At 73.3% G+C, this 22,012-nt stretch carries 21 protein-coding genes; 13 read left to right on the forward strand and 8 right to left on the reverse strand.

Features of this window, described 5'->3' with window-relative positions; genetic code table 11:
* Positions 1-51 precede the first annotated feature (51 nt).
* Together ACIQAC_RS15520 and ACIQAC_RS15525 are read right to left on the reverse strand one after the other, a co-directional pair.
* Positions 52-564: a hypothetical protein gene (locus tag ACIQAC_RS15520; RefSeq protein ID WP_402191070.1), complete on the reverse strand. Its 513-nt coding sequence runs from the start codon at positions 562-564 to the stop codon at positions 52-54.
* Complete coding sequence (locus ACIQAC_RS15525; RefSeq protein ID WP_402191071.1) at positions 561-2,288, reverse strand: PHP domain-containing protein; 1,728 nt, start codon at positions 2,286-2,288, stop codon at positions 561-563. Before ACIQAC_RS15525 ends, ACIQAC_RS15520 begins: the two co-directional genes overlap by 4 nt.
* 446 nt (positions 2,289-2,734) lie before the next feature.
* On the opposite strand from ACIQAC_RS15525, the gene ACIQAC_RS15530 reads away from it, so the two are divergent.
* The 3 genes from ACIQAC_RS15530 to ACIQAC_RS15540 all read left to right on the forward strand — a co-directional run bounded on the left by ACIQAC_RS15530 (position 2,735) and on the right by ACIQAC_RS15540 (position 5,607).
* Positions 2,735-3,325, forward strand: coding sequence for a TetR/AcrR family transcriptional regulator (locus ACIQAC_RS15530; RefSeq protein ID WP_402191073.1), 591 nt, complete (start codon positions 2,735-2,737; stop codon positions 3,323-3,325).
* Between the two features lie 174 nt (positions 3,326-3,499).
* Positions 3,500-4,843: a hypothetical protein gene (locus ACIQAC_RS15535; protein ID WP_402191076.1), complete on the forward strand. Its 1,344-nt coding sequence runs from the start codon at positions 3,500-3,502 to the stop codon at positions 4,841-4,843.
* A 41-nt stretch (positions 4,844-4,884) separates the two neighbouring features.
* On the forward strand, positions 4,885-5,607 hold the full coding sequence (locus ACIQAC_RS15540) for a hypothetical protein (RefSeq protein ID WP_402191078.1): 723 nt from the start codon (positions 4,885-4,887) through the stop codon (positions 5,605-5,607).
* Positions 5,608-5,640: 33 nt separating this feature from the next.
* Here the strand turns inward: ACIQAC_RS15540 and ACIQAC_RS15545 are convergent, their stop codons facing one another.
* A complete protein-coding gene (locus ACIQAC_RS15545; protein WP_402191080.1) occupies positions 5,641-6,066 on the reverse strand; it encodes an NUDIX hydrolase in 426 nt (141 codons plus the stop codon).
* A 192-nt stretch (positions 6,067-6,258) separates the two neighbouring features.
* On the opposite strand from ACIQAC_RS15545, the gene mmuM reads away from it, so the two are divergent.
* Positions 6,259-7,173 (forward strand): homocysteine S-methyltransferase, encoded by a 915-nt coding sequence (mmuM, locus tag ACIQAC_RS15550; RefSeq protein ID WP_402191082.1) that lies wholly within the window; start codon positions 6,259-6,261, stop codon positions 7,171-7,173.
* 385 nt (positions 7,174-7,558) lie between these two features.
* On the opposite strand, the gene ACIQAC_RS15555 is transcribed toward mmuM, so the two are convergent.
* Positions 7,559-9,139, reverse strand: coding sequence for a carboxylesterase/lipase family protein (locus tag ACIQAC_RS15555; protein ID WP_402191083.1), 1,581 nt, complete (start codon positions 9,137-9,139; stop codon positions 7,559-7,561).
* A gap of 339 nt (positions 9,140-9,478) precedes the next feature.
* On the opposite strand from ACIQAC_RS15555, the gene ACIQAC_RS15560 reads away from it, so the two are divergent.
* Together ACIQAC_RS15560 and ACIQAC_RS15565 are read left to right on the forward strand one after the other, a co-directional pair.
* The gene (locus ACIQAC_RS15560; protein ID WP_402191085.1) at positions 9,479-10,294 is read left to right on the forward strand and encodes an SAM-dependent methyltransferase; all 816 of its coding nucleotides are present in this window, start codon (positions 9,479-9,481) and stop codon (positions 10,292-10,294) included.
* Between the two features lie 109 nt (positions 10,295-10,403).
* On the forward strand, positions 10,404-11,042 hold the full coding sequence (locus tag ACIQAC_RS15565; protein WP_402191088.1) for a VOC family protein: 639 nt from the start codon (positions 10,404-10,406) through the stop codon (positions 11,040-11,042).
* A gap of 9 nt (positions 11,043-11,051) precedes the next feature.
* Here the strand turns inward: ACIQAC_RS15565 and ACIQAC_RS15570 are convergent, their stop codons facing one another.
* Positions 11,052-11,786, reverse strand: coding sequence for a class I SAM-dependent methyltransferase (locus tag ACIQAC_RS15570; protein ID WP_402191090.1), 735 nt, complete (start codon positions 11,784-11,786; stop codon positions 11,052-11,054).
* A 131-nt stretch (positions 11,787-11,917) separates the two neighbouring features.
* Here ACIQAC_RS15570 and ACIQAC_RS15575 point away from each other — a divergent pair, with 131 nt between their 5' ends.
* Positions 11,918-12,319, forward strand: coding sequence for a VOC family protein (locus ACIQAC_RS15575; protein WP_402191091.1), 402 nt, complete (start codon positions 11,918-11,920; stop codon positions 12,317-12,319).
* A 45-nt stretch (positions 12,320-12,364) separates the two neighbouring features.
* Here ACIQAC_RS15575 and ACIQAC_RS15580 read toward each other — a convergent pair whose 3' ends face one another.
* Both ACIQAC_RS15580 and ACIQAC_RS15585 read right to left on the reverse strand, forming a co-directional pair.
* A complete protein-coding gene (locus ACIQAC_RS15580) occupies positions 12,365-13,057 on the reverse strand; it encodes a DUF6597 domain-containing transcriptional factor (RefSeq protein WP_402191094.1) in 693 nt (230 codons plus the stop codon).
* A gap of 10 nt (positions 13,058-13,067) precedes the next feature.
* On the reverse strand, positions 13,068-14,039 hold the full coding sequence (locus ACIQAC_RS15585; protein ID WP_402191096.1) for an AraC family transcriptional regulator: 972 nt from the start codon (positions 14,037-14,039) through the stop codon (positions 13,068-13,070).
* An 81-nt stretch (positions 14,040-14,120) separates the two neighbouring features.
* Between ACIQAC_RS15585 and ACIQAC_RS15590 the strand changes: the two genes are divergently transcribed.
* Positions 14,121-14,954, forward strand: a complete 834-nt coding sequence (locus tag ACIQAC_RS15590) for an NAD(P)H-binding protein (RefSeq protein ID WP_402191098.1) — start codon at positions 14,121-14,123, stop codon at positions 14,952-14,954.
* Positions 14,955-15,060: 106 nt separating this feature from the next.
* Here the strand turns inward: ACIQAC_RS15590 and ACIQAC_RS15595 are convergent, their stop codons facing one another.
* Positions 15,061-16,209 carry a YihY/virulence factor BrkB family protein gene (locus ACIQAC_RS15595; protein ID WP_402191100.1) on the reverse strand — a complete coding sequence of 383 codons (1,149 nt, stop codon included), beginning with the start codon at positions 16,207-16,209 and terminating at the stop codon, positions 15,061-15,063.
* A gap of 109 nt (positions 16,210-16,318) precedes the next feature.
* On the opposite strand from ACIQAC_RS15595, the gene ACIQAC_RS15600 reads away from it, so the two are divergent.
* From ACIQAC_RS15600 to ACIQAC_RS15620, 5 genes are all read left to right on the forward strand, one after another.
* Complete coding sequence (locus tag ACIQAC_RS15600; RefSeq protein ID WP_402191102.1) at positions 16,319-17,953, forward strand: acyl-CoA dehydrogenase family protein; 1,635 nt, start codon at positions 16,319-16,321, stop codon at positions 17,951-17,953.
* Between the two features lie 297 nt (positions 17,954-18,250).
* On the forward strand, positions 18,251-19,534 hold the full coding sequence (locus tag ACIQAC_RS15605) for a GAF domain-containing protein (protein WP_402191104.1): 1,284 nt from the start codon (positions 18,251-18,253) through the stop codon (positions 19,532-19,534).
* Between the two features lie 159 nt (positions 19,535-19,693).
* On the forward strand, positions 19,694-20,977 hold the full coding sequence (locus ACIQAC_RS15610; RefSeq protein WP_402191106.1) for a hypothetical protein: 1,284 nt from the start codon (positions 19,694-19,696) through the stop codon (positions 20,975-20,977).
* A gap of 122 nt (positions 20,978-21,099) precedes the next feature.
* Entirely contained in the window at positions 21,100-21,672 is a 573-nt protein-coding gene (locus tag ACIQAC_RS15615; RefSeq protein ID WP_402191107.1) for a GNAT family N-acetyltransferase, read from the forward strand.
* 154 nt (positions 21,673-21,826) lie between these two features.
* The gene (locus ACIQAC_RS15620; protein WP_309500612.1) at positions 21,827-21,910 is read left to right on the forward strand and encodes a putative leader peptide; all 84 of its coding nucleotides are present in this window, start codon (positions 21,827-21,829) and stop codon (positions 21,908-21,910) included.
* Positions 21,911-22,012 lie beyond the last annotated feature (102 nt).

A 22,012-nucleotide genomic window follows, 5' to 3' on the forward strand; every position in this document is an offset into this window, starting at 1 on the left:
GTGGGTGTCCGGGGCGGCCCTGTCACGTCCGGCGCGGGCGCCGCGGCGGTGTCAGTGGTCGGCACAGCAGGGCGTCGGATCCGGGTTCTCGAAGGGGACCAGGGTGCCGCCCACGGCGGGCATGACGGCCAGCACCAGCCGGCCGTGCTGCCACTGCGGGCGCACATGGTCGCGGGTCACCAGCGCCATGTCCGGCGCCGGGTCCCCCTGGGCCCCCAGGACCTTCACCGTGTCGATCGCGGAGCCGGACAGCACGTCCGCGACCGTCAGGGTGCCGGTCAGGGCCGGCGCCCCGGGGTAGAGGACGGCACGCCCGGCTTCGTCGGGTGCCCCGTCCGTCACCTCGTACCCCTGGGCGACGAGCCCTGCACGGACCGCCGTCCGCGCCCGCTCCGACTCCAGCGCGAAGGAGAGCGCCACGTGCGGCCGTTCGTCCCGCACCAGGTGGGTGCAACCGAACACGCCCTCGGGCAGGACGAGTTCGGATGCAAGCGTGCGGAGCAGGTGATCGGCCGCGCGCAGGTCCTTCGTGCCCGCGTCGACGGTGAGGACGTACGGGGTCACGAGGGCAGGACCCACACCGGGTTGGAGTAGAACCACAGGTCGGCCCACGGGTCGGCGTCGCCGACGACGTCGAGGACGGGACCGTTCGGGTCCACGGCCGCGCCGTTCGGGCCGACGCCGTTGCGGTTGCCGTCGGTGCCGCGCACCCGGAGGTAGACCGGGCGGTCCACGCGGCCGAGCTCGTAGGTGACACGGGCGGTGCCGGTGGCCTTGTTGACCTCGTACGACTTGACGACCTTGGCGGTCGGGGCCGTGAAGGTGTCCTTGTCCTTGACCGGACCCGTGACATCGCCCTGGATGACGTCGACGCGGGCCAGCGTCGGCAGGAACCCGGCCCAGTTGGGGCCGCCGGCGAGGGACACCTCGACCGAGAGGGTGACGCGGGTGCCCTTCCTGACGTGCAGGGCGCCGCCGAGGGTGGCCCAGCGGCTGCCGCCGGAGACCCGGACGTCGAGGCCGCTGATCAGCTGGCCGTGGTCGACCCAGATCCGGCCGGCGCGGATGCCGTCCATGACGGCGGCGTAGGAGAAGCCGTCGGAGCCGACGTGGGTACGGCTGTAGTAGCCGGGCCAGTAGTCGCCCTGGCTGATGTCGATCTTGCCGTTGTAGACCGGGTCGTCGTAGCGGCCGTTGGCGTCGAAGTTGCCGCCGCCGCGCGCCGCGGTGTCGGCGTAGATCTGGTGCGAGTCGGAGTTGGCGGTGATCCACCAGGGCTTGCCCTCGGCGATCAGGCTGTCCCACAGGCCGCCGACGGTGGAGGTCATCCAGTCGAAGCCGCCCCAGGTGCGGTAGCTCTCCGGCGGATAGCCACCGAAGGAGTCGGCGCTGGGGTTGTTGTCGTAGATGCCGCGGGCACGGCCGGGGCCCAGCGGGGCGGGCAGACCGGCGGCCTGGTGGCCGGGGGCGCCCTCGAAGCCGACGGCGATCTGGTGGCTCGCCGGGGACGCGTCGCGCCAGGCGCGGATCTCGTGCGGGGAGTCGACACCGCGGCGCGCCGGGTGGTTGGCGAGCATCAGCGCGTCCTTGACCTTGCGCCGCTTCACCTGGTCGGAGAGGAAGGCGAGGCCGGCGACCGCGAGCGCCTCGTTGGCGGGCGAGCTGCCGGAGGCGCCCTTGACGCTGCCGTCGTAGTCGTTCTCGAACTGCTTGAGGACGGAGACCTCGTTGGAGCCCGGGTGCACGAACACGGTGCCGTGCTCGGCCGACGGGATGTTCCACTCCAGGCCCTGGAAGACCAGGGTGTCCTCGTAGGCGGAGCGGGCTTCCTTGATGTCGGGGTTGACCTTCTCGACACCGATCTTGGCGTGGGTGGTGCTGCCGTGGTCGGTGATGACCAGCCAGTCCATACCGTGCTTGGCGCCCTGGCGGACCTGGTCGACGACCCGGTACTTGCCGTCGCTGCTGTACTGGGTGTGGATGTGGTGGTCACCGGCCAGCCACAGGAAACCGTTTCTCCGGCCGCCGGTGGCGGCGGGCGACCCGGTGGCGCCGGGCTGTGCGGCGGCCGTCTGCGGGGCCAGCACGCTGCTCGCGGCGAGCCCGGCACCGAGCAGTCCGGCGCGGCGCAGCAGCGTCCGGCGCGACCCCTGCTCGGGGCTCAGCTCCGCGTCCGGCACGGACAGGTCGAAGGCGGCGGGCAGTGCCGCGTCCTCGTGCTCGTGCTCGTGACTGTGGTCGTGGTCGTGACTGTGGTGGTGATGCCCGGGTCCGTGGCTGTGCCCCATGATGTGCCTCCTGTTACCGGCGCTGCCTGCCGCGCCGGCCGCCTCTAGCGGTGCTGCTGCGCCGCGTGAGGAGAATCGAGGGGGGACATGAATTTTGTGCGACCGGCGGATGAGCGCCGGGCGACCCGGACACGGCTGCTCGCTCAGACGTTCCCAGAACACCCAACTGACCACGCGATTTGCGCTGCTTGGCGACGAATCCGAACGGCGCTCGGCTCTCTGCCCCCGGCCCGTGGACGCCAAACCACGAGACGTCTCATCGTCGTCTTGACGCCGGGCGGCCGAGCAGCCTGTGCGCCGCGCGGCCGAGCCGCTTGCGCTTCGCGCGGCCGAGCCGCCCGTGCCTCGCGCGACCGGGCCGCCCGTGCCTCGCGCGGCCGCGGGACCCCGCTGACCTAGGATTTGCCCGGACATCCCGGATGGCGACGCGGAAGGCGGTGGCCCCCATGCCCAGAGCGGGCCTGACGACCGACCGGGTCGTGGCCGCCGCGGCCGAACTCGCCGACGAGGTCGGCTTCGAGAAGGTCACCGTCTCCGCCCTGGCCCGGCACTTCGGCGTCAAGGACGCCAGCCTGTACGCGCACGTCCGGGGGTTGCAGGATCTGCGCACCCGCCTCGCCCTGCGCTCCGGCGGCGAGCTGATCGACGGCATCGCGGACGCGGTCGCCGGACGCGCCGGGAAGGACGCGCTGGCCGCCTTCGCCGACGCCTACCGGGAGTACGCGCTCAGCCACCCCGGCCGGTACGCGTCCACGCAGATCCGCATCGACCAGGACCTGATCGCCGGCACCCCGGCCATGCGCCGCACCGCCGAGATCACCCACGGCATGCTCCGCGCCTACGGCCTGGAGGAGCCCGATCTGACGGACGCCGTCCGGCTGCTGCGGTCCACCTTCCACGGCTACTGCGCCCTGGAGGCGGGCGGCGGCTTCGGCGCACCGCGCGATGTGCGCAGATCGTGGGAGCGGGTGGTGGAAGCGTTGCACGTGACGCTGACGCACTGGCCGCGCGAGGGCCAGGACCCGCCCCGCGGCTGACGTGTCCGCACGGGCGACGGACGCGCTCGTTGTCCCTGCCGTCCCTCCCACCACTTAGACTGGAATCTTGTGGGTTGGTGGGTGTCACCCCCTGGTGGGACGGAGCGTGCCTTGTCGCAACAGCGGTTGGGGCGCGGCCCCTTGCGCACCACCCCCGGTCCGCCGGACGCCGGTATGACCTCGCCACCGGCCCGGTTCGTCGGCCGGCTCGGCAGCGTGGGCTGTCTCGCCGCCGGATACGCGGTGTTCCAGGGCCTGTTCGGGGTGCTGCCCAACTCGATCGACGGTGAGCCCGCGCGCTATCTCGTCGCCGGGGTCAGCGGCTTGGCCACCGCCGCCTGCGCCTGGCTCGCGGCGGCCCTGCTGCGGGCGCGCGCCGCCGCACCCGCACGGACCGCGGCACCCCTCGCGGCCCCGCCCACGGCCGAACCCGGCCTGCTGCCAGGCCTGTTCGCCGCCGCCTACGACACCCTGGCCACGCAGGTCGACGTGGTCGACGACCCGGCGCTCGGCCGGCTCACCGGGTGGTCGCACGCCCTCGACGAGAGCGACCCGTCACGGCCCACACCGGTCGGCACGGCGTACGGCCTGCACAGCATGCTCGAACTCGGCGTGCCCGACGGCCGGTTGAACACCGGCGATCTGGTGGACACCCTGTGGCGGCTACGGCTGCCCGGGGGCGGCTGGTCGGCCCGCTCGCAGGGTTCGGAGGCCCGCCCGGAAGTCACCGCGCTGGTGCTGGGCGTACTGGCACGCGCGGGCGCCTCCCGGGAGCGGCTGGCCGCGGAGGTCGACCTGTGCGCCTCCGCGTTCACCCGGCAACTCGACCGCGCGGGACGGGACTCGACCCACGTCGTGACGACCGTGCTGCGCGGGCTGCTGCGGGCCGCGCCCGACTCCGCCCTGCTGCCGGGGCTGCGCGAGGCGCTGGTCGACGGCGCGATCAGTGATCCGCGCCGGGCCCATCTGCGCTGCTGGAGCCACCGGCTCGACTCGTCGTTCGGCCCGCTTCCGGTGCGCAGCCCGTCTCCCCTGCACACCTCGCAGGCGGTCGTCGCCCTGGACCGGACGGCCCGGGTGCTCGGCGGTGAGGGCGCCGCCGCGCGGGCCGCCCGCGAGGACGGCGTCCGCTGGCTCCTCGCCTGCCCGGACGCACCCCACGACACCTGCTCCGACCTGGACAACCTCCGCGAGGAGGTACGCCGGCCCCGCACCGACGACCCCACCCGCCACGAGGTCCTCAACGTCCGCCACTACACGGCCACCTGGATCGTGCGGGCGCTGCTCTCCTCCGGCGCCCGCGAGATCGCCCGCCAGGACGGGCTGGAGAGCGAGTGGCGGGAGCGTGTCGAGGGCGCGGTCGCCGCGGTGCGCGCCGGGCAGACCGAGGACGGGGTGTGGACGTGGTCGGAGCAGGACGGAAGTGACCTGAGACAGCCCATGTGGATGACCTACCAAGGGCTTTCGGCGCTGCGGGCACATGCCGTATGGATGTATCGGTCCGGTTCGGCCGAGTGACGAGGGCGGGTCCGCGCGGGCGGACCGCGAAGGGCGGGTGCATGGGCGGGCGGCAGGTCCTGGCGGCGCGACAACTGCTGGCCGAGGCGCTCGACGGCGACCCGCCCGAGCACGAGCTGACCTCGCTCGCGCGCGCGGTCGTCGCCGAACTCGGCTCGCGGGAGCGCCTGTTGGAGCTGATCGCCGAACTCGCCTCCGGCGAGGGCGACCCGGAGGGCTGCGCCCGGCTGTCGTACCGTCATGTGCTGGGCTTCGACAAGCTGCTGCTGATCGACGCCGGTCCCCGGCACATGCTGCGCGCGCATCTGTGGCATCCGGGCGCGGGCGGTATCGGCGAGGACGACATCCACAACCACCGCTGCGCGCTCGCCTCGTACGTCGTGCGGGGCCGGCTCGCGATGGAGCTGTACGAGACGCACGGCGACGGCACGATTCCGGCCACCCGCTACCGGGAGTCGCTCTCCGCGAGTACGGCGGACTGGCTGCTGACCCCGACCGGCCGGGCCGGTCTGCGGCTCACCCACACCGGCCAGTACGCGGCGGGGAGCGCCTACGCGCTGCCCGCGCACACCCTGCACCGCGCCTGGTGCGACACGGACGTGGCGACGGTGACGCTGTTCCTGGAGACGGGGAGCGAACGGCGCCCGCACACGGACGTGTTCACGGCGGCGGGGCCGCATCCGGGGACGGTGGCGAAGGTGCCGATGGCGGTCCCGGACTATCTGGCGGCGCTCGACGGGCTGAAGGAACTGCTCACGTCGTAGCGAGGGACCCGGCGCGGCGAGGAGGGGACTCGCTCAGTCGTCGGCGAGTGCCTGACGTACGACGTCGAGGTTGTACGCGTCGATGTCGACGTCCGTCAGCTCGGACGGGGCCAGCCAGGCGTACGCCTGGTCGGGGCTGGGGAGGGTGATCTGCGAAGTCAGCGGGCGGACGAGGAAGTTGTCCTGCCAGTTCTTGATCTCGTGGCCGCGGTAGTCGCTGAGGAAGGACGACTCGCCGACCTTGCGGACGATCTCGCCCAGCAGGCCCGTCTCCTCCTTGAGTTCGCGCAGCGCGCCGTCCACCGGGCTCTCGCCCGCGTCGAGCTTGCCGCACGGGACGCCCCACACGCGGGGCAGGAAGCGTTCGTTCTCGCTGCGCCGCACCAGCAGTACACGGCCGCGCCCGTCCATCACGACGGAGGCGGCCAGTCGCCTGTCTCCGGGGATCTCCATGTCCATGGTTCCTCGGTCCCTCGCCGGTGATGCGTCCAGTGGGTCTCTGATACCCAGGAAAGTGTCCAGCGTACCAACGAAGGCGGACCTGGGGCGCCCCGGTTCCGGTCGGGACGCCCCAGGCGTTCATCCCTCCCCGCACTGTGCCCGCGAACGCCCGTCCCGACGCATTCTCCCGTCCCGGACTACCGTCGAGTCATGACCGGCACCACCACTCCCCCGCTCGCCGAGGCCCTCGCCGCGGGGCCGCTCGTGCTCGACGGTGGCCTCTCCAACCAGCTCGAAGCCGCAGGTCATGACCTCGGTGACGAACTGTGGTCGGCCCGGCTGCTGGCCGAGCGGCCGGAGGCGATCGTCGACGCGCACCAGGCCTATGTCGAGGCGGGCGCGGACGTGGTGATCACGGCCAGTTATCAGGCGACCTTCGAGGGGTTCGCGAGGCGCGGGACCGGGCCGCGGCGGGCGGCCGAACTGATGGCGCTGAGTGTGGAGTTGGCCCGTGAGGCGGGGCGGCGGGCGGGGGCGGGGCGGCCGCTGTGGGTGGCGGCGTCCGTCGGGCCCTACGGCGCGATGCTCGCGGACGGGTCCGAGTACCGGGGGCGGTACGGGCTGAGCGTGGCCGAGCTGGAGCGGTTCCACCGGCCGCGGATCGAGGTGCTGGCCGGGGCGGGGGCGGATGTGCTGGCGCTGGAGACCGTGCCGGACGCCCTTGAGGCGGAGGCGTTGCTGCGGGCGGTTCGGGGGGTGGGGGTGCCGGTGTGGCTGTCGTACACGGTCGACGGGGGGTGTACGCGGGCGGGGCAGCCGCTGGAGGAGGCGTTTCGGCTGGCCGCCGGGGTGGAGGAGGTGATCGCGGTGGGGGTGAACTGCTGTGTGCCGGGGGATGTGGGCGAGGCGGTGGCGCTGGCCGCGCGGGTTGTTGGGAAGCCGGTGGTTGCTTATCCCAACAGCGGAGAGCGGTGGGATGCGCGGGGGCGCGCCTGGGAGGGGGGCTCTGCGTTCGACGCCGGGGCCGTGCGGGGCTGGCGGGATGCGGGGGCACGGCTGATCGGGGGCTGCTGCCGAATGGGCCCACCTGCAATCACGGAGATCACGGACGCCTTGCGGCGGTGAGGCCGCGCCCCTGAAGGGTGGAGTGTGGTGCCGGTGAGTGGGGGTGTGCGGGTGCGTGGGCGGTTTTCGCGCAGTTCCCCGCGCCCCTAGGGGGTGGAGTGTGGTGCCGGTGAGTGGGGGTGTGCGGGTGTGTGGGTGGTTTTGCGCAGTTCCCCGCGCCCCTGGGGGGGGTGGCGTGTGGTGCCGGTGAGTGGAATGCCGGAAGGGGCGCGGGGAACTGCGCGAATCAGCCCCACGCACCCGCACGTGCCATCCGCCCGGCACCACCCCGATCAGGGGCGCGGGGAACTGCGCGAACACCCCCACGCACCCGCACGTGCCATCCGCCCGGCACCACCCCGATCAGGGGCGCGGGGGACTGCGCGGACACCCCACGAACCCGGGGCTACGTTCTGCGGGCGTTGCCGGGGAGGCGCAGGCGGCGGACCACCGAGCGAAGTTCCGTCATTCTGGCGGGCGGTTCCGGGAGGGGCGCCGGCACGGGTTCGCGGGTCGCCGCGTCCGCCGCCCACAGGGCCAGCTCGGCGTCCCGGGGGCCGGAAGCCGTGTACGGGGCGTTCTCGCCGAAGATCCGGACGGGATGCGTGGCATCCCAGTGGCGCCAGCCGGGCGTACCCGCGGTGACGAAGGCGACCCAGGACGCGTGCATGGCGTCGGCCAGCTCCGTGGGGGCCCCGTGCCCGGCGAGTTTGGCGGACTCCGGAACCTCCCCGGTGTCGAAGACGAAGCCGAGTTCCAGGGCGTGGCACGCGCCGAGGTCGGGCCGGAGCGAGGGCCACGCGAACTCGTAGACGTACGACGAGGACGGCCGGGCGTCGGCCAGCTGCTGGAGGGGGTTGCGGAGCAGGTGGTCGGTGACCATCTGGCCGACGATCTCGGCGGGACCGGCGTCGGGATGCAGGGCGCGGTAGCCGCGAGGCACCTCGTGGCCGCAGTGGCAGCGGGCCATCGCGCCGGCGAGCGCGACCGGCCCGAGCCGGTCGACGCGTTCGACGAGGCCGCCGGGGACCAGCCAGAGCCGGTACTCGTCGCGGGTCCAGCCCATCAGCAGGTCGATGCCGGGGGCGGCACCGCCGTTGACCAGGGCCTCCAGCGGGTCCCGCGGGACCACGTCGCCGTCGACGACGATCCCGAAGGCGGGGCCGCCGAGCACCGGGCTGCTGAGCCTGCCCACCTCGGCCTGGGTGCGCAGCAGCAGTTCGCGGTCGACGTCGGCGAAGGCGGCGGCGGTCGCGGGGATCTTCAGCCGGGCGGCCATACGGCGCACCATCCGCCGTACCTTGTCCCGCTCGGGTGCCTCGGGGGCGCCGCTCTGGAGGACCGCGCGCCGCACGAGGCCCTGGGTCTGCGGGGCGGCGATGAGGGCGCCCGTGCTGATGGCGCCGGCGGACTGACCTCCGACGGTGATCCGGTCGGGGTCGCCGCCGAAGGCCTCGACGGCCTCGTGCACCCAGGCCAGGGCGGCGATCTGGTCGCGCAGGCCGGGGTTGGCGGGGGTGTCGGGGAAGAGGCCGTAGCCCTCGACGCCGAGCCGGTAGTTGATCGAGACGAGGACCACGCCGTCACGGGCGAAGGGGCCGCCGTCGTAGACGGGAACGTTGGAGGAGCCCCTGGTCAGGGCGCCGCCGTGCAGCCACACCAGGACGGGGAGGCGGGCTCCGGGGCCGGGTTCGGGGGTCCAGACGTTGAGGTTGAGGCAGTCGTCGCCGGGCACGACCGGGTCGGAGAGGTACTCGGCGAAGGCGTCGGAGTACGGCGGTTTCGGCGCCGTCGGCCCGAAGGCACCCGCGTCGCGGACGCCGTCCCACGGCTCGGGGGGCACGGGTGGCCGAAACCGGCGGGCTCCGAAGGGGGGCGCCGCGTACGGGATGCCGCGGAACACGGCGACACCGTTCTCGTAGCGCCCTCGTACCGCCCCGTACGGCGTCTTCACCACGGGGCCCGTCAGGTCTGCTGCCGCCGTCATCCGCCCACCAGCCCTTCGCCACGCTCCTGCTCCGCCGACGTGTGAGATCGGCTGAACATCAGAGCATCACACCGGGCGGATCTATTCCGTTCCAGGGGCTTCCCGCGACGGCTGTTCGGGGGATTTTCGGCCGGTTTCCGCCACCCTGTGGGGCCGGTGTCCGCGCGTTCCGCCAATCGGGTGGCCGGCCCGCTGTCCGGCCCGCTGTCCGGCCGCCGCCGGAGTGGCCGGATCCCTGCGGTACGGCGGCCACGCGGCGCGCGATCCGGGCCCGCTGATGGAGAGTTCACCTACGTTGTTGCTCCCCTGGTCACCCACCCCGCCGCTGGAGGCACTGCCGTGTCGGAGTCCCACCCCCGGATCACCGCGTCCGCGGAGATCCGTGCGCGTATCGACACCACCAAGCCGCACTCCGCCCGGTTCTGGAACTACTTCGTCGGCGGCAAGGACAACTACCGCGTCGACCGCGAGATCGGGGACCAGATCAAGGAGATCTTCCCGGGCCTGGTGGACGTGGCGGTGACGAGCCGCGGCTTCCTCGGCCGCAGTGTGCGGTACCTGGCGCTGGAGTGCGGGATCCGGCAGTTCCTGGACATCGGCACCGGACTGCCGACCGCCGACAACACCCACGAGGTCGCCCAGCGGGTCGCGCCGGACTCCCGGATCGTCTACGTCGACAACGACCCGGTGGTGCTGACCCACGCGAACGCCCTGCTCAGCAGCTCACCGCAGGGCAGGACCGCGTATCTGGACGCCGATCTGTACGAACCGGAGGCGATCCTCGACGCCGCCCGCGGCACGCTGGACCTCGCGCAGCCGACCGCCCTGATGATCCTCAACACGCTCGGCCACGTCTCCGCGTACGAGCAGGCGCGCTCCCTGGTGAACCGGCTGATGGCCGGTCTGCCGTCGGGCAGTCATCTCGTCCTCAGCGACAGCACCTCGACCAGCGAGGGCATGGTCGCCGCGTCGAAGGCGTACAACGAGAGCGGGGCGGTGCCGTACTACGTGCGCGGTGTCGACGAGATCGCCGGGTTCTTCGACGGCCTGGAGCTGGTGGAGCCGGGGGTGGTCCAGGTGACCCGCTGGCGGCCGGACGGCGAGGTGTCGGAGGTGGCCGTCGACGCGTACGGGGCGGTGGGCCGCAAGCCGTAGCGGGCGCGACCGGAGCGGGCGGCCGGCCGGGGCCGTGGCGCCGCCGTGGAGCGTCGAGTTCTCGCCACTTACGGGTCCGCTCGCGGGCCTTTGCATAGCCTCGGCGTCCATGAACACGATTCCCCCGCATCTGGACCATCTCGTCCTCGCGACGCCCGATCTGGCCGCCACGGTGGCCGACTTCGCCCGGCGCACGGGTGTGGATCCCGCGCCCGGCGGTGTCCATGTCGGGCTGGGCACCCGCAACTTCCTGGTGTCGCTGGGCGGTTCGAGGTATCTGGAGATCATCGGTCCCGATCCGGAGCAGCCGGACCCCGAGGGCCCGCGCCCGTTCGAGGTGGACGCGCTCGCCGGTCCCCGGGTGGTGACCTGGGCGGTCGCCACCACGGACCTGGACGCGGCGATCACCGCCGCCGTCGCCGCGGGCTACGATCCCGGCCCCGCGCACCCGATGAGCCGCCGTACTCCGGACGGCGGACTGCTCGCCTGGCGGCTGACCTACGGCGACAGCGCGCACCCCTCCGGTCTGGTGCCGTTCCTCATCGACTGGGGCGCGTCGGTCCATCCGAGCGCGTCCGGGCTGCCCGTCACTCCCCTGCTGGACGTCTCCGCCACCGCTCCGGAGCCCGGCGCGATCCGGCCGCTGCTGGCCGCCGTCGGCACCGAACTCGCCCTCGCCGAGGGGCCGGTGAGGATGTCGTTCACCGTGGACTCGCCACGCGGGACGGTGACGTTCGGGCAGCCGTGATCCGGTGGATCACGCCGGTCCCGGCCGGACCGCGACGAACACGAACTCCCGTCCGGGACGGTCCGGCGCGTCCCGGACGTCCTCCACCACGTAGCCGCCCGCCGCCAGGTCGGCGGTGACCTCCTCGCGCTCCCTGAACCGCAGGGTCGACAGGGAGGTGAGCGTCTCGCCGGTGGCCGCGAACACGTACGACGCGCGGAACGTGACGAGCGGGCCGTCGATCTCGACCAGTTCGGTCCAGGTCTCCACAGTGCCGGTCCCCGGGATGTCGGTGACCGCGTGGGTGTTCTCGCGGGTCCACTCCTCCCAGGCGCGGCGGGCCGGGTCGCGGGTCTCGAACACCAGACGTCCGCCGGGCCGCAGCGCCTCGTGGGTGCCGTGCAGGGTGCGCCGCCAGTCCTCCGGGTCGGCGACGGCCTGGGCGACGTTGCCGGTCATCGTGGCGAGATCGGCGGCCAGCGGGGGCAGGACGCCCGCGTCGCCGTGGATCCAGCGGACGCGCTCCGCGCCCGGTTTGGCCCGTGCCACGGCCAGGGAGGCCTCGGCGGGGTCGATCCCGACGACGTCGACCCCGCGCCCGGCGAGCAGCAGCGCGAACACACCGGTGCCGCAGCCGACGTCCAGGACACGCCGCGCCGCGAACTCCTCCACCATGCTCAGGTAGGCGTCCAGGTCGGGCCGTTGGGATTCGAGCGGGTCGTAGAGCGGGGCGAGCCGGGGATGGGCGAAGCAGTCGTCGGGCATGGGGGCGACCGTAGGGAGACCGGACGCCGTACGGCAAGGGGCGGGTCAGCCGTCCCGGGGCGGGCCGCCGGACCGCGGGGGTGACCGATTCCTTCAAGACCGGGCGCCGTCCGCGTCCCTACGGTGGGGTCATGACTCCACGATTCAACGCCATCGGCCTCGTCGTCTCCGACATGGCGGCCTCCGTCGCCTTCTACCGGCGGCTCGGGTTCGGCTTCGCCGAGGACGCCGGGTCGGCGCCGCACGCGGAGGCGGAGCTGCCCGGCGGGCTGCGGCTGCTGCTGGACACCGAGGACACCGTGCGCTCGTTCGCACCGGCCTTCGAGCCGCCCGTCGGCGGCGGCCGGGCCTCGCTCGCGCTGCTCTGCGACTCCCCGGCCGAGGTGGACACGGTCTACGACGAGCTGGTCGCGGCCGGGTACCACGGTGAGCTGAAGCCCTGGGACGCCTTCTGGGGGCAGCGGTACGCGGTGGTGCACGACCCGGACGGCAACGGCGTCGACCTGTTCGCAGCACTGCCCGCTGCCGAGTAGCCGCCGCCCGCCGCAGAGCAGCCGCTGTCGATGGTTGAGCAGCCGCTACCCGTCGCCGAGCAGCTCGCCGAGCGGCAGTCCCGCCAAGTCCCTTACCTCGCGGGCGAGATGGGCCTGGTCGGCGTAGCCCGCGCGGGCCGCGGTCTCGGCGTAGGGCACACCCGCGCGGGCCAGGGCCAGCGCGCGCTGAAGGCGCAGTACCCGCGCCAGGGTCTTCGGTCCGTAGCCGAAGGCGGCCAGCGAGCGGCGGTGCAACTGGCGGGCGCCCAGGCCCAGTCGGTCGGCGGTCGCGGCGACCGGGCGGCCCGCGTCGAGTGCCGCGACGACCTGCGCCAGCGCGGGGTCGGGTGCCGCGTCGGCGGCCCGTTCGAGCGCGAGGTCCTCCAGGGCCCGTGCCGGGTCGGCGGCGCCGCGGATCCGGTCCGTGAGGCGGCGCACCTCGGTGGCCGGCCAGAGTTCGGTGAGCTCGACCCGCCGGTCGCGCAGTTCGTGCGCGGGGACGCCCAGCAGGGCGGGTGCGGTGCCGGGGTAGAAGCGGACGCCGGTCCACCGGCCGTGTGCCTCGTCGCCGGCGGTGAGGTGCGCCTGTGTGTCCGGCCCGGCGACCAGCAGGGTGTCCCGGTGCCAGAGCAGGTCCATGCAGCCGTCCGGCAGGACCCGGCCGGGGCCCGCGCGCCCGGCCGGGCTGTTGGTCCAGACGACCGCGCCGGTCAGCCGGGAGGCCCGTTCCGCGTACACGTACGTCAGGCTACGCCGCGCGCGAGCGGTGTTCCTGGGGGCTGATTCCGTACACCCGTTTGAAGGCGCTGGACAGCGCGAACGCGCTGCCGTAGCCGACCTGGCGGGCGATCGCCTCCAGGGTGTCGCCGCTGTCGCGGAGCCGGTCGGCGGCCAGCGCGAGACGCCAGCCGGTGAGGTACGTCATCACGGGTTCGCCGACGAGTTCGGTGAAGCGGCGGGCGAGCGCGGCCCGGGAGACACCGGCCTTGGCGGCGAGTGTGACGACCGTCCACGGGTGGGACGGGTCGTCCTGGATCAGCCGCAGCACCCGGCCCACGACCGGGTCGGCGAGCGCGCTGTACCAGGCGGGTGTGGACGCCTCGGGGCGGGCGAACCAGGCCCGGAGCGTGGCGATGACCAGCAGGTCGAGCAGCCGGTCCAGGACGACCTCCTGGCCCGGCTCGTCGCGCACGATCTCCTCCATGAGCAGCGGTGTGAGGGGGCATTCCCACACGTCGGGGCCCAGGGACAGCAGCGGTGGCAGCGCGTCGAGGAGCCGGCCGCTGATCTCGCCCTGCCAGAGGTAGGTGCCGATCAGCATGACCATCTCGCCGTCCGCCCGGTCGCCCCAGGTCCGCACACCGAGATCCATGGTTCCGGGCAGCGAGCGGCCGTCGGGGTAGCTGCACTCGCCGCCCGGCAGGATCAGTGCCTGGGGCACGGTGCCGGGGTCGTCGGCGCAGGTGTACGGGTCGGGGCCGCGCGCGATCGCCACGTCGCCGGCCCGCAGGTGGAGGCGGTCCCCGCGGTCGGGCATGACCCAGGCGTCGCCACGGACCATCAGCATCACGGTGAGGGGGGCGCGATCCTCGACGCGTACCCCCCACGGTGGATCGAAGCACGCCCTGATCATGAAGGCGCCACGCGCGCGTGGGCCTTCCAGGAGGCCCGTGAGGGGGTCCCCCCGCGTGAGCGGGTTCGAGCGTGGGGGCGCGTCCATGGGGCCAGCGTAGACGCGCTCTTATGGGAATGAGCCGTTCAGCGATGGGCGGTCCGCGTACGCCGGAGTTGACTGGGTGCCATGACACAGAACACGCAGAACATGACCGTGGTCGTCACCGGCGCGTCGGGACGTACCGGACGCCGGGTCGCCGAGACCCTCCGGGCCGCCGGGCTCACCGTCCGGGCCGCCTCCCGGGCCCAGGGCTTCGACTGGAACGACCGCGCGACCTGGGCGGACACCCTGCGCGGCGCCGACGCGGCCTATCTGGTCCACCCCACCGACGTCGGCTCCCCCGACGCCACCCGCGCGGTCGGGCTGCTGGCCCACGAGGCGGTGTCGCTCGGTGTGCGCCGGCTCGTGCTGCTGTCGGCGCGCGGCGAGGAGCAGGCGCGGCCCACCGAGGAGTCGCTGCGCGAGTCGGGCGCGGAGTGGACGGTCGTCCGCGCCGCGTGGTTCGCGCAGAACTTCAGCGAGGGTGTCCTCGCGGACGAGCTGCGGCGCGGGGAGCTGGTGTTCGCGGCCGGTGACGTGCGCGAGCCGTTCGTGGACCTGCGGGACGTGGCGGACGTCGTCGCGAAGGTGCTGACGTCGGGCGACACCTATGTCCGGCAGGCGATCGACGTGTCCGGGCCCCGGCTGCTGAGTTTCGGCGAGGCGGTCGCGGAGATCGCAGCGGCGACCGGCCGCGACCTCACGTACCGCGGGGTCCCGGCGCGGGCGTACGGCGAGGCGCTGGCCGGCTTCGGCATCCCGCCGGAGGAAGTCGCCTTCCTGGTCGAGGTGTTCGAGGGCCTCCTGGACGGCCGCAACGCCCATCTGTCGGACGGCGTCCAGCGCGTCCTCGGCCGCGAGCCGCGCGACTTCGCCGATTTCGTACGCGAGTCGGCGGCGGCCGGCACATGGAAGGAGTAGCCCCCACCCCGGCCGGGCACGCACCAGTTCCAGCCGGGCACGCACCAGTTCCGGCCGGGCACGCACCAGTTCCAGCCGGGCACGTACCGGTTCCGACCGGGCCCGGCTACTTCCGGTCCCTCGGCCCGCTCTCCGGGCCCTTTCCGGGGGCCCTGGCATGGCTGCGCAGACGGGCCGTGACGTCTTCCGGGGGGAGGAAGCGCGACCAGCGCTCGGGGAACTCCGAGGGCATGTCGGGGTCGTCGGGGTCGCTCTCGCGGGCGGCCTTGGCGCGGGCGACGTACTCCGCGATGTGGGCCTCGCGCAGCCGCTCGTTGGCGGCGCGGGCCGCGGCGGTCGCGGCGGCCGGCCAGACCCGGTCGATCGCCGCGTTCATGGCCGCGCCGACCAGCACGGCGAAGGCGGACATGCCGATCCACAGCAGGACGGCGACGGCGGCAGCCAGCGAGCCGTAGATCGTGGCGCCCTCGACGGTGTTCGCCAGGTAGATGCGGAGCAGGAAGCTGCCGAGCACCCACATGCCGAGGGCCACCAGGGCGCCGGGCACGTCCTCGATCCACGGTGAGCGGACGGGGACGGACACGTGGTACAGCGTGGTCAGGAAGGCGATCGACAGCAGGATGACGACCGGCCAGTACAGCACCTGCACGACCGTCGTCGACCAGGGCAGGATGTCGAGGACCGCGTCCGGGCCCGCCACCATCAGCGGCAGCGCGACCGAGCCGATCAGCAGCGCCACCAGGAACAGCAGGAACGACACGAGCCGGGTCCTGACGATGCCCCGGACGCCGTCGAGGCCGTACATCACGGTGATGGTGTCGATGAAGACGTTCACCGCGCGGGAGCCCGACCAGAGCGCGAACAGGAAACCTATCGAGATCACGTCGGGCCGGCCGCCGCTCATCACGTCGTCCAGGATGGGCTGCGCGATCTGGGCGACGCCCTTGTCGGACAGTACGGTCCTGGACGCCTCCAGCAGATTGGACTCCAGGCTGCTGATGGTGTCCGTGCCGGTCCAGTCGTCGACGTAGCCGAGCAGGCCGATCATGCTCAGCAGCAGCGGCGGCACGGACAGCAGCGTGAAGAACGCGGCCTCGGCGGCGAGCCCGAGGATCCGGTACTCGATGCAGGAGTTGACGGTGTCCTTGAGCAGCAGCCAGGCGGTCCTGCGCTTGGAGACGTTCCGGTAGAGGGCACGCGCGCGATGCAGACGGCCCGAGGGGGGCGTCTCGCTGGAGTCACTTGCTGGCTGCACGACCCAAAGGTATCCGCCTGGCCAGGCCTCTCTCACCCAGGTGGGCGGCGGCGGGCGGAAGCCGTGTCCACAGGTGACCCGTTCCGTACCCCGGGGTAGGTTCCCGAACATGGCACGCACCACCCACACCGTGACCAACCAGCCCCCGCCCCTCGTCGGCCACGACACCTACACGGCCGACCGGGCGCTGGTGGCGGCCGTCGAGCGACATGTCGACACGGAGGTGCGTGACGAGGTCGGCGGCGAGCTGGCGGCGCTCGGCAGGACCTGCGGGTCGGCCCAGGTCCAGGAGTGGGGCGTCCAGGCCAACGAGAACCCGCCGCGGCTGCGCACCCACGACCGGCAGGGCCGGCGGATCGACGAGGTCGACTTCCATCCGGCGTGGCACCGGCTGCTCGGCAAGGGCGTGTCGGCCGGGCTCACGGCGGCCTGGTCCCGGCCCGCCGGGCATGTCCGGCGCGCGGCGGCCTTTCTGCTGTGGACGCAGGTCGAGGCCGGCAACGGCTGCCCGCTGTCGATGACCCACGCGGCGGTGCCCGCCCTGCGCACCGACCCGGCGCTGGCCGCCGAGTGGGAGCCGCGGCTGACGTCGACGGTCTACGACCAGGGGCTGCGGCCGGCCGCCACCAAGGCCGGCGCGCTGTTCGGGATGGGCATGACCGAGAAGCAGGGCGGCAGTGACGTACGCGCCAACGCGACGGCCGCCCGCCCGCTCGCGGAGGACGGCGCCTACGAGCTGACCGGGCACAAGTGGTTCTGCTCGGCGCCCATGTCGGACGGTTTCCTGGTGCTCGGGCAGGCCGCCGAGGGGCTCACGTGTTTCCTGGTGCCGCGGGTGCTGGCGGACGGCGAGCGGAACGTGTTCCTCGTCCAGCGGCTGAAGGACAAGCTGGGCAACCGGTCGAACGCCTCCGCCGAGGTCGAGTTCGACGGCACCTGGGCGCGCCGGGTCGGCGAGGAGGGCCGCGGGGTGGCGACCATCATCGAGATGGTGGCGGCGACCCGGCTGGACTGTGTGCTCGGCTCGGCCGGGCTGATGCGGCAGGCGGTGGCGCAGGCGGTCCACCACTGCGCGTACCGGGAGGCGTTCGGCGGCCGGCTGATCGACAAGCCGCTGATGCGCAACGTACTGGCCGATCTCGCGCTGGAGTCGGAGGCGGCGACCACACTCGCGCTGCGGCTCGCGGCCGCGTACGACGACGGCGGTGAGCAGGAGCGCGCCTTCCTGCGGATCGCGGTGCCGGCCGCCAAGTACTGGGTGACCAAGCGCTGTACGCCGGTGACGGTGGAGGCGGCGGAGTGTCTGGGCGGCAACGGCTACGTCGAGGAGTCCGGGCTGCCCCGGCTGGTGCGCGAGTCGCCGCTCAACTCGGTGTGGGAGGGCGCGGGCAACATCCAGGCGCTGGACGTACTGCGTGCGCTGCGGCGCGAACCCGAGGCGCTGCACGCCTATCTGCGGGAGGTCGGCGCGGCGCGCGGCGCCGATCACCGGCTGGACGCGGCGATCAAGGCGCTGCTCACCGAACTCGCCGATCTGGAGGGCATCGAGGCGCGGGCCCGGCGGCTGGCCGAACGGTTGGCGTTGGTGCTCCAGGGGGCGCTTCTGGTCCGGTTCGCGCCCTCGGAGGTCGCTGACGCGTTCTGTGCGTCGCGGCTGGGCGGCGACTGGGGTTCGGCCTTCGGGACGCTGCCGCACACGCTGCCCCTGAAGGACCTGGTGGAGCGGGCTCGTATCCCCGTCTGACCTGCTGTTGTCTGCATAGCGGGGGTGGTGCTGCGCCGACACGGCACCACCCCCGCACAGCTGGCCCGAGAACGAGGCCGCAGACGCCGCACGGGCGGCGTGGTTCAAGTTTCAGCCACCGTACGCCTGTTCACCAGGGTTGCAGAGGGTTGCAACTTGGGGGTGGGTGTGAGCGGACTGTGCGCGTCCGTGAGCGGCGACCGGCAGTATGAGACATGCCGTCAGAACGCGGCCGGAAAGCGTCGGCGCCGACGCTTGACATGCCCCGGCAGGACACCGCGTCCCAGGAGGAAGCAAGTGGCCAACCCGCCGATGAACGTGACGCAACTCGCCGCCGTCGACGCGGCGCGCGCGGCTCGGATACTCAGCGAGGTGCGCGACGCGCGGCTTTCCGGACAGAAGGCGCGGCTCGCGCCGCGGCCGGTCATCGAGCAGTCCTGGGGGCGGATGCTGCGCGGCGGCGTCGACCCCGACCACGACTTCCGTTCCGGGCTGCTCACCTCGGACGAACTGCGCAGGCGGCGCGAGACGTCGACGCTGCGGCACGTGCTGCCGGTGCTGCGCCAGGGGCTGCTGTCGGTCGCGGACACCACCCGGCACATCATGGTGGTGGCCGACGAGGACGGCCGGGTGCTGTGGCGCGAGGGCAGCTCCCCGGTGCTGCGCAAGGCCGACGGACTGGGTTTCGAACTGGGCGCCGACTGGCGTGAGGACGTCGTCGGCACCAACGGCGTGGGCACCCCGGCGGTGGTCCGCGAGCCGGTGCAGGTCTTCGCCTCCGAGCACTTCGTCGCCACCCACGCGGGCTGGACGTGCGCGGGCGCCCCGATCTCCGACCCGCGCGACGGCCGGCTGATCGGCGTGGTCGACATCAGCGGGCCGCTGGAGACGATGCATCCGGCCACCCTCGCCTGGGTCGACTCGGTGGCCAAGCTCGCCGAGGCGCGGCTGCGCGAGCAGCATCTGGGCGAACTGGACCGGCTGCGTTCGGTGGCCGCGCCGGTGCTGGCCCGGATCGGCGGCCGGGCCCTGGTGGTGGACCGGGACGGCTGGACCGCGGCGGTCACCGGGATGCCGTACGCGAGCAGGTTCGCGCTGCCCAAGGGGTGTGCGGCGGGCCGCCGTACGCTGCCGGGGCTCGGGATGTGCGCGGTGGAGCCGCTGGCGGGCGGCTGGCTGGTGCGCGCCGACGACGAGCCGCCGCGCGACGCCACCCGGATCGAGCTGGACCTGTCGCAGCCGCGCCGCTGGTCGGTGCGGGTCTTCGACGGCACCGGCAACTGGAGCCACGAACTGACTCCCCGGCACGCCGAGTTGCTCTATCTGCTGGCCACGCACCGCGCGGGCCGCAGCGCGGCGGGCCTGGCCGAGGACGTGTTCGGGGATCGCGGACGCACGGTGACGGTGCGTGCCGAGCTGTCGCGGGTACGACGATATCTGGGCGGACTTCTGGAGCACCGCCCGTACCGGTTCCCCGAGACCGCCGAGATCGAGGTGCTGGTCCCCGCCGACCTGCGGGACCTGCTGCCGTACTCGGTGGCGCCGGCGGTCGCCGCGGCCCGCACGTCGGGCCTGCCCTGAGGTGCGACGTCCCGCACATGGTGGGATCTTCCGCATATTTGCGGGGTCTTAGCCCCCCGGCCCCGGTATCTGACGTAGCATCGCATACGGGCCACCCCACCTGCTCCTCCGTCAACGTACGGACCATCAGGCGCAGTTGGCCCGTGGCCGGGAGGATCGATGAAGCAACGCGGCAGACACCGTCGGCGCAAGCGCGGCAGGGCGCTGCGCGCGACCCTGGCCGGGACGGCTCTCGCGCTCACCGCCACCGCCACCCTGATCAGCGCCTCCCAGGCCACCAGCGGCGAGAACCCGGGCCCGCTGAAGCCGCTCGCCGCGACCGGCGCGCTGGGGCTCGCCGAGGACCCGGTGCCGGGTGACGCGCTGGACCGGCTCGCCGCCGAGATGGGCCCGCCCGTCGGGGTGAGCGCCGTACTCGCGGACACCGAGGGCACGCTGAGTGACGGGTCGGACTGCGGCAGCGACGATCCCGCCGCCCTGCCGCTCGCCCCGGAGGCCACCCGCGCGTACTGCTGGGATCCGGCCGACACCGCCGGCTGGCGGCCCGGCGCCGTCACCACCTCCGGTGACGCCGACGACGACGGCCGCTGGGGCCGGCACCGGGTGATCCTCTCCGGCTGGACCAGCACCGACCGGGGCCCCGGCGCCGCACGCGACCTCGCGCGGGTCGCCTTCGTCGACGCCGACGACACCGCCCGCCCCGCCTACTCCTGGGCGCTGCTCGCCGTCCCGGTGGACGGCGGCCGGGACTACCGCGGTCTGTTCTCCGGGATGACCGGCATGGTCTGGTACGAGGACAAGCTGCTGGTCACCACCACCGACGGGGACGCCGACGCGCTGTACGTCTTCGATCTGGACCGCATCCACCGCACCACCGTCTCCGCGTCGGCCGTCGGCCGGGTGGACGAGGGCTGGTCGGCGGCCGGACAGCGGTTCGTGCTGCCCGCGATCGCCTCCTACCGGCCGGCCGGCGGCACCTCCGTGCACCCCGACACGCTCTCCCTGGACCGCAGTACGGCACCCGACACCGTGGTCGCGAGCGAGTGGGTGCCCACCGGCGCCGACCGCGGCACCCGGCTGTGGCGCTATCCGCTGAGCACCGACCAGTCCCGCTCCGGCCCGCTCGACACCGGCGCCGACGGCCGGGCGGACCCGGCGGAGGCCTACGAGACGACCGCCGCCGGTGTGCGGGGTGTGCTGGCCCACGGATCGGACTGGTATCTGAGCCGCCCCGGGGAGTCCGTCAACGAGCACGGCACGCTGTGGCGCCAGGACACCGAGGGCGCCAAGGCCGCGCGGTGCGGCGCGGACGAGACCCGGCGCTGCTGGAGCGGTCCGGCGGCACCACTGTCGTACTGGGAGGAGACCGGCGAGGTCTGGTCCCAGTCGGACCGCACGCTGTTCGCCCTGCCGCTCGCCTCGGTGGAGGGGTCACTGGGGTAGGCCACCCGGTCGCCCCCCCCTCACCGGCTCCTCGTCTCCGGTCGCCCCGCGAACGCTCCACCCGGTCGCCCCCGTGAGACGCCCGTCGACAGGACGGTGTCCCGGATGATTCCCTGGCCGCCATGAGCAACATCCCCGTGACCACCTGGTCCCTGGAGCAGACGGACCCGAAGGACCTGCTGCCCGCCGCCGCGCCCGAGGGCGATGTCCGGATCGTCCTCGCCGAGGTCCCCTCCCCCGAGTTCAGCCGTTTCCTGTACGCCTCCGTCGGCGGCGACATCCGCTGGACCGACCGGCTGGGCTGGACGTACGAGCAGTGGCAACGGCATCTGGAGCGGCCCGGTGTGGAGACCTGGGTGGCCTACGACCGGGGTACACCCGCCGGGTATCTGGAGCTGACGCCGGAGGACGGCGGGGTTGTGGAGATCTCGTACTTCGGACTGGTCCCGGCGTTCCGCGGCCGGCGGATCGGCGGGCATCTGCTCGCGTACGGCACCGCCCGCGCCTGGGACCTCGCCGAGCGCCGGCCGGAACTCGTGCCGACCAAGCGGGTGTGGCTGCACACCTGCACCAAGGACGGCGAACACGCGATGGACAACTATCTGCGCCGCGGCTTCACCCTCTTCGACACCAAGGTCGAGGAGGAGGCCGAGGTCGCGACGCCGGGCCCCTGGCCAGGGGCGTACCCCGGCTGACCCCGATCTTGCGTATACCGCGCCTGACCAGGGCGGACAAGCCCCGATACACGCCATGTGACCGAGACCACCCGCGTCCCACATTCCGAGACCAGGATGTCCACATCGCGGACGAAGCTGGACTGTGTCCAGAACGCCGTGACACGCTGCCGTCATGTCTGGAACTGGGATTGCCTTGGTGAGTCGGCGCCACGTCGACCTCGGCCGCATGTCCAGCGCCATCTGTCCGGCGGGCTGACGTCACCAGCACCGCCGTAGCACCCACGTTCTCGCTCCCCGCTGCGCGCCGACGCGCACGCATGCCCGCACATGTCCCGCGCGCCCGTCAGCGCAGGTAAGA

The organism is Streptomyces sp. NPDC088387, assembly GCF_044753385.1.
Classification (GTDB): Bacteria; Actinomycetota; Actinomycetes; order Streptomycetales; family Streptomycetaceae; genus Streptomyces.

Coding starts and splice junctions, on each gene's coding strand:
- ACIQAC_RS15525 (WP_402191071.1), bottom strand. CDS start 2,288: ATGGGGCACAGCCACGGACCCGGGCATCACCACCACAGTCACGACCAC.
- ACIQAC_RS15530 (WP_402191073.1), top strand. CDS start 2,735: ATGCCCAGAGCGGGCCTGACGACCGACCGGGTCGTGGCCGCCGCGGCC.
- ACIQAC_RS15535 (WP_402191076.1), top strand. CDS start 3,500: ATGACCTCGCCACCGGCCCGGTTCGTCGGCCGGCTCGGCAGCGTGGGC.
- ACIQAC_RS15540 (WP_402191078.1), top strand. CDS start 4,885: ATGGGCGGGCGGCAGGTCCTGGCGGCGCGACAACTGCTGGCCGAGGCG.
- ACIQAC_RS15545 (WP_402191080.1), bottom strand. CDS start 6,066: ATGGACATGGAGATCCCCGGAGACAGGCGACTGGCCGCCTCCGTCGTG.
- mmuM (WP_402191082.1), top strand. CDS start 6,259: ATGACCGGCACCACCACTCCCCCGCTCGCCGAGGCCCTCGCCGCGGGG.
- ACIQAC_RS15555 (WP_402191083.1), bottom strand. CDS start 9,139: ATGACGGCGGCAGCAGACCTGACGGGCCCCGTGGTGAAGACGCCGTAC.
- ACIQAC_RS15565 (WP_402191088.1), top strand. CDS start 10,404: ATGAACACGATTCCCCCGCATCTGGACCATCTCGTCCTCGCGACGCCC.
- ACIQAC_RS15570 (WP_402191090.1), bottom strand. CDS start 11,786: ATGCCCGACGACTGCTTCGCCCATCCCCGGCTCGCCCCGCTCTACGAC.
- ACIQAC_RS15575 (WP_402191091.1), top strand. CDS start 11,918: ATGACTCCACGATTCAACGCCATCGGCCTCGTCGTCTCCGACATGGCG.
- ACIQAC_RS15585 (WP_402191096.1), bottom strand. CDS start 14,039: ATGGACGCGCCCCCACGCTCGAACCCGCTCACGCGGGGGGACCCCCTC.
- ACIQAC_RS15590 (WP_402191098.1), top strand. CDS start 14,121: ATGACACAGAACACGCAGAACATGACCGTGGTCGTCACCGGCGCGTCG.
- ACIQAC_RS15600 (WP_402191102.1), top strand. CDS start 16,319: ATGGCACGCACCACCCACACCGTGACCAACCAGCCCCCGCCCCTCGTC.
- ACIQAC_RS15610 (WP_402191106.1), top strand. CDS start 19,694: ATGAAGCAACGCGGCAGACACCGTCGGCGCAAGCGCGGCAGGGCGCTG.
- ACIQAC_RS15615 (WP_402191107.1), top strand. CDS start 21,100: ATGAGCAACATCCCCGTGACCACCTGGTCCCTGGAGCAGACGGACCCG.
- ACIQAC_RS15620 (WP_309500612.1), top strand. CDS start 21,827: ATGTCTGGAACTGGGATTGCCTTGGTGAGTCGGCGCCACGTCGACCTC.